Genomic DNA, 3,340 nt, shown 5'->3' on the forward strand with positions numbered 1-3,340 from the left:
GGCTGTGAGCGACAAGGCAACCGACATCGCGAATCTGCTCGCCCCGACCGTTGTGTCGCTGGGCCTGGAGCTGCTGGGCGTTGAGTATCTGCCGGCCCCCGGCGGTGCGACCCTTCGCCTTTACATCGACGTGCCGCTGGCGGAACAGCCGGAGCGCATCATCAATGTGGACGACTGTGAGCGGGTAAGCCGCGAAGTGTCCGCACAGATGGACGTCGAAGACCCGATCAGCGGCAATTACACGCTGGAAGTGTCTTCGCCGGGCGTGGATCGCCCGCTGTTCAACCTGGAGCAGTTCGGTCGTCACCTCGGCGAATCGGCCAAGGTCACCCTGAAGCTGCCGCAGGAAAACCGCCGTCGCCTGCAGGGTCGCATCGAAGCGATCGACGAGGCGCAGGGCAGCATCACCTTCATCGTCGACAACGCCGCACTGGTGGTGTCGGCCGACAACATCGACAAGGCGCGGATCATGCCTGACTGGGTGGCGCTGGGGCTGGCCCCGAGCAAGCCGACCGGTCCGGCGCCGAAGCGTCCGAAGCCGAACAAGAATTCTTCTTCCAACGAGCCGGCGGCAAAGAAGCCGCGCGCGGAGTGAGCCAATGAGCAAGGAACTGTTGCTGGTAGTGGACGCGGTCGCCAACGAGAAGGGCGTGCCGCGTGAAGTGATCTTCGATGCCATCGAGGCCGCCCTGGCCTCGGCAGCGAAGAAGCGCTATCCCGACGAGGAAGTGCTGACCCGCGTGGTCATCGACCACAAGGACGGCAACTACGAAACCTACCGCCGCTGGGAAGTGGTGGCCGATGACGTAGTGATGGAATCGCCGGATCGCCAGATCCGCCTGATGGACGCCATCGACGAAGCCGAAGGCGTGGACGTCGGCGATTACATCGAAGAGCAGATCGAGAACCCCGACTTCGGTCGCATCGCCGCCCAGGCCGCCAAGCAGGTGATCGTGCAGCGCGTGCGCGAAGCCGAGCGCCAGCAGGTTGTCGATGCGTGGGCCGACCGTGTGGGCGAGCTGATCACTGGTGTGGTCAAGCGCGCCGAGCGCGGCAACATCTATGTCGACCTTGGCGGCAACGCCGAAGGTTTCATTCCGAAGGACAAGGGCATTCCGCGTGATGTCCTGCGTGCCGGCGACCGCGTCCGCGGTTACCTGGCCGAAGTGCGTTCGGAGCCGCGTGGCCCGCAGCTGTTCATCAGCCGCGCCGCGCCGGAATTCATGATCGAGCTGTTCAAGCTGGAAGTGCCGGAAGTTGGCCAGGGCCTGGTGGAAATCAAGGCCTGTGCCCGCGATCCGGGCGACCGCGCCAAGATCGCCGTACTCGCCCACGATGCCCGCACCGATCCSATCGGCGCCTGCATCGGCATGCGTGGTTCGCGCGTGCAGGCCGTGTCCAACGAGCTCAATGGCGAGCGCGTGGACATCGTCCTGTGGAACGAGAACCCGGCCAACTTCGTCATCAACGCGATGGCACCGGCCGAGGTGCAGTCGATCATCGTCGATGAAGACAAGCATTCGATGGACCTGGCCGTTGCTGAAGACCGTCTGGCCCAGGCAATCGGCAAGGGCGGCCAGAACGTGCGCCTGGCCAGCCGCCTGACCGGTTGGCAGCTGAACGTGATGACCCAGGACCAGGTGACCGCCAAGTCGGAGGCCGAGCAGGCTTCTGCCCGCCAGCTGTTCATGGACAAGCTGGAAGTGGACGAGGAAATCGCTGGCATCCTGGTCAGCGAAGGCTTCGGCACGGTCGAGGAAATCGCATATGTACCGGTCGGCGAACTGCTGGCCGTGGAAGGTTTCGACGAAGACATCGTCGAAGAGCTGCGCGCACGTGCCCGCGATGCGCTGCTCAATGAGGCCCTGGCAGTCGAGGAAGGCCTGGAGGACGGCCAGCCGGCGCAGGACCTGCTGTCCCTGAAGGGCATGGACGAAGCCACCGCATATGCGTTGGCCGGCCACGGCGTGCGTACCAGCGAGGACTTGTCCGACCTGGCCGCCGACGAGGTCATGGACTTCGGCATCGAAGGGCTGGACCAGGAGCGCGCCGCGGCGCTGATCCTGGCCGCGCGTGCCGAGGAAATCGCCCGACTGGAACGCGGCGAATGAGCCGGCAATGAACAGGGCCCTGAGCCGATCAGGGCGTAGAATCCGCGCCACCTCCAGATGCGGGGGGGCGCCCACAAGATCATAGGATCCGAATGTCGCAGCAAACCACCATCCGCAAGCTTGCTGAACTGGTCAATACACCGGTCGAAAAACTGCTGGAACAGCTGGCTGGTGCCGGCATGAAGTTCAGCGGTCCCGACCAGGTCGTGACCAGCTCCGAGAAAGTGAAGCTCCTGGGCTTCCTACGTCGCTCGCATGGCAAGCCCGAGCAGGCCCCGGAAGAGACTGATCAGTCTGCCAAGAAGATCACGCTCAACCGTCGCAAGCAGCAGGAAGTGACGGTCAATTCCGGTCGCAGCAAGACAACCGTGAACGTGGAAGTGCGCCAGAAGCGCACCTACGTCAAGGCCGATGGTGGTCGCGCGATGACCCCGGACGAAGAGCGTGCCGACATCCTGCGCAAGCTGGAAGAGTCGCGCGCACGCAACCTCGCCGAGCAGCAGGCACTGGCCGAGAAGGACCGCCTGCGTGACGAGGAAATCGTCCGCAAGCGCGAGGAAGAGGTCGCTGCCAAGGAGCGTGCCGAGGCTGAGAAGAAGGCGGCCGAGGAAGCTGCGGTCGCCGCCAAGGCTGCCGAGGCGTTGGCTGCCAGCCAGCCGAAGGTGCGCGCACCGATCGACGAAACCGCGCCGCGCCCGCCGCGCGCTCCGGCTGCAGCCCCGGCTGCTCCGCGTAGTGCGCCGCCGCGCAGCGACGACCGCAACAATCGCAACGCGCCGCGCAACGAGCGTGGCCCGGGTGATCGCTTTGCCGGTCAGATGCACTTGTCCGCCGCCGATCGTGCGCGCCGTGGCAACAGCAACAACAGCAACAACCGTGGTCGCCCGGGCAGCCGTCCGACGTCCGGCCGTCGCGACATGTCGCGCGGCGGTGGCAACTCCGGCCCGCACGCCTTCGAACGTCCGACCGCACCGGTCGTGCGTGAAGTGGCGATCGGCGACACCATCACCGTGGCCGACCTGGCGCAGAAGCTCGCGCTGAAGGGCGGCGAGGTGGTGAAGGCGCTGTTCAAGATGGGCGTGATGGCCACCATCACCCAGTCCATCGATCACGACACCGCCGCACTGGTCACCGAAGAACTGGGTCACAAGGCGATCCGCGCCAGCGACAACGACGCCGAAGACGCGCTGTTGGCATCGGCGGGTGAGAACAAGGGCGAGGCCGTACAG

The 3,340-nt window shown here is 65.4% G+C and carries 3 protein-coding genes; all 3 read left to right on the forward strand.

Annotation, left to right across the window (positions count from 1 at the left end):
* Positions 1–4 precede the first annotated feature (4 nt).
* Positions 5–595 carry a ribosome maturation factor RimP gene (rimP, locus tag AB4Y84_RS16935; RefSeq protein ID WP_025876223.1) on the forward strand — a complete coding sequence of 197 codons (591 nt, stop codon included), beginning with the start codon at positions 5–7 and terminating at the stop codon, positions 593–595.
* A 4-nt stretch (positions 596–599) separates the two neighbouring features.
* Positions 600–2,111, forward strand: coding sequence for a transcription termination factor NusA (gene nusA / locus AB4Y84_RS16940; protein ID WP_099819062.1), 1,512 nt, complete (start codon positions 600–602; stop codon positions 2,109–2,111).
* A gap of 92 nt (positions 2,112–2,203) precedes the next feature.
* Positions 2,204–3,340: translation initiation factor IF-2 N-terminal domain-containing protein (locus tag AB4Y84_RS16945; protein ID WP_442250499.1), on the forward strand; the 1,137-nt coding region annotated here is incomplete at its 3' end.

It is taken from the genome of Stenotrophomonas sp. 2YAF22, assembly GCF_052114665.1.
Taxonomy (GTDB): domain Bacteria; phylum Pseudomonadota; class Gammaproteobacteria; order Xanthomonadales; family Xanthomonadaceae; genus Stenotrophomonas; species Stenotrophomonas indicatrix.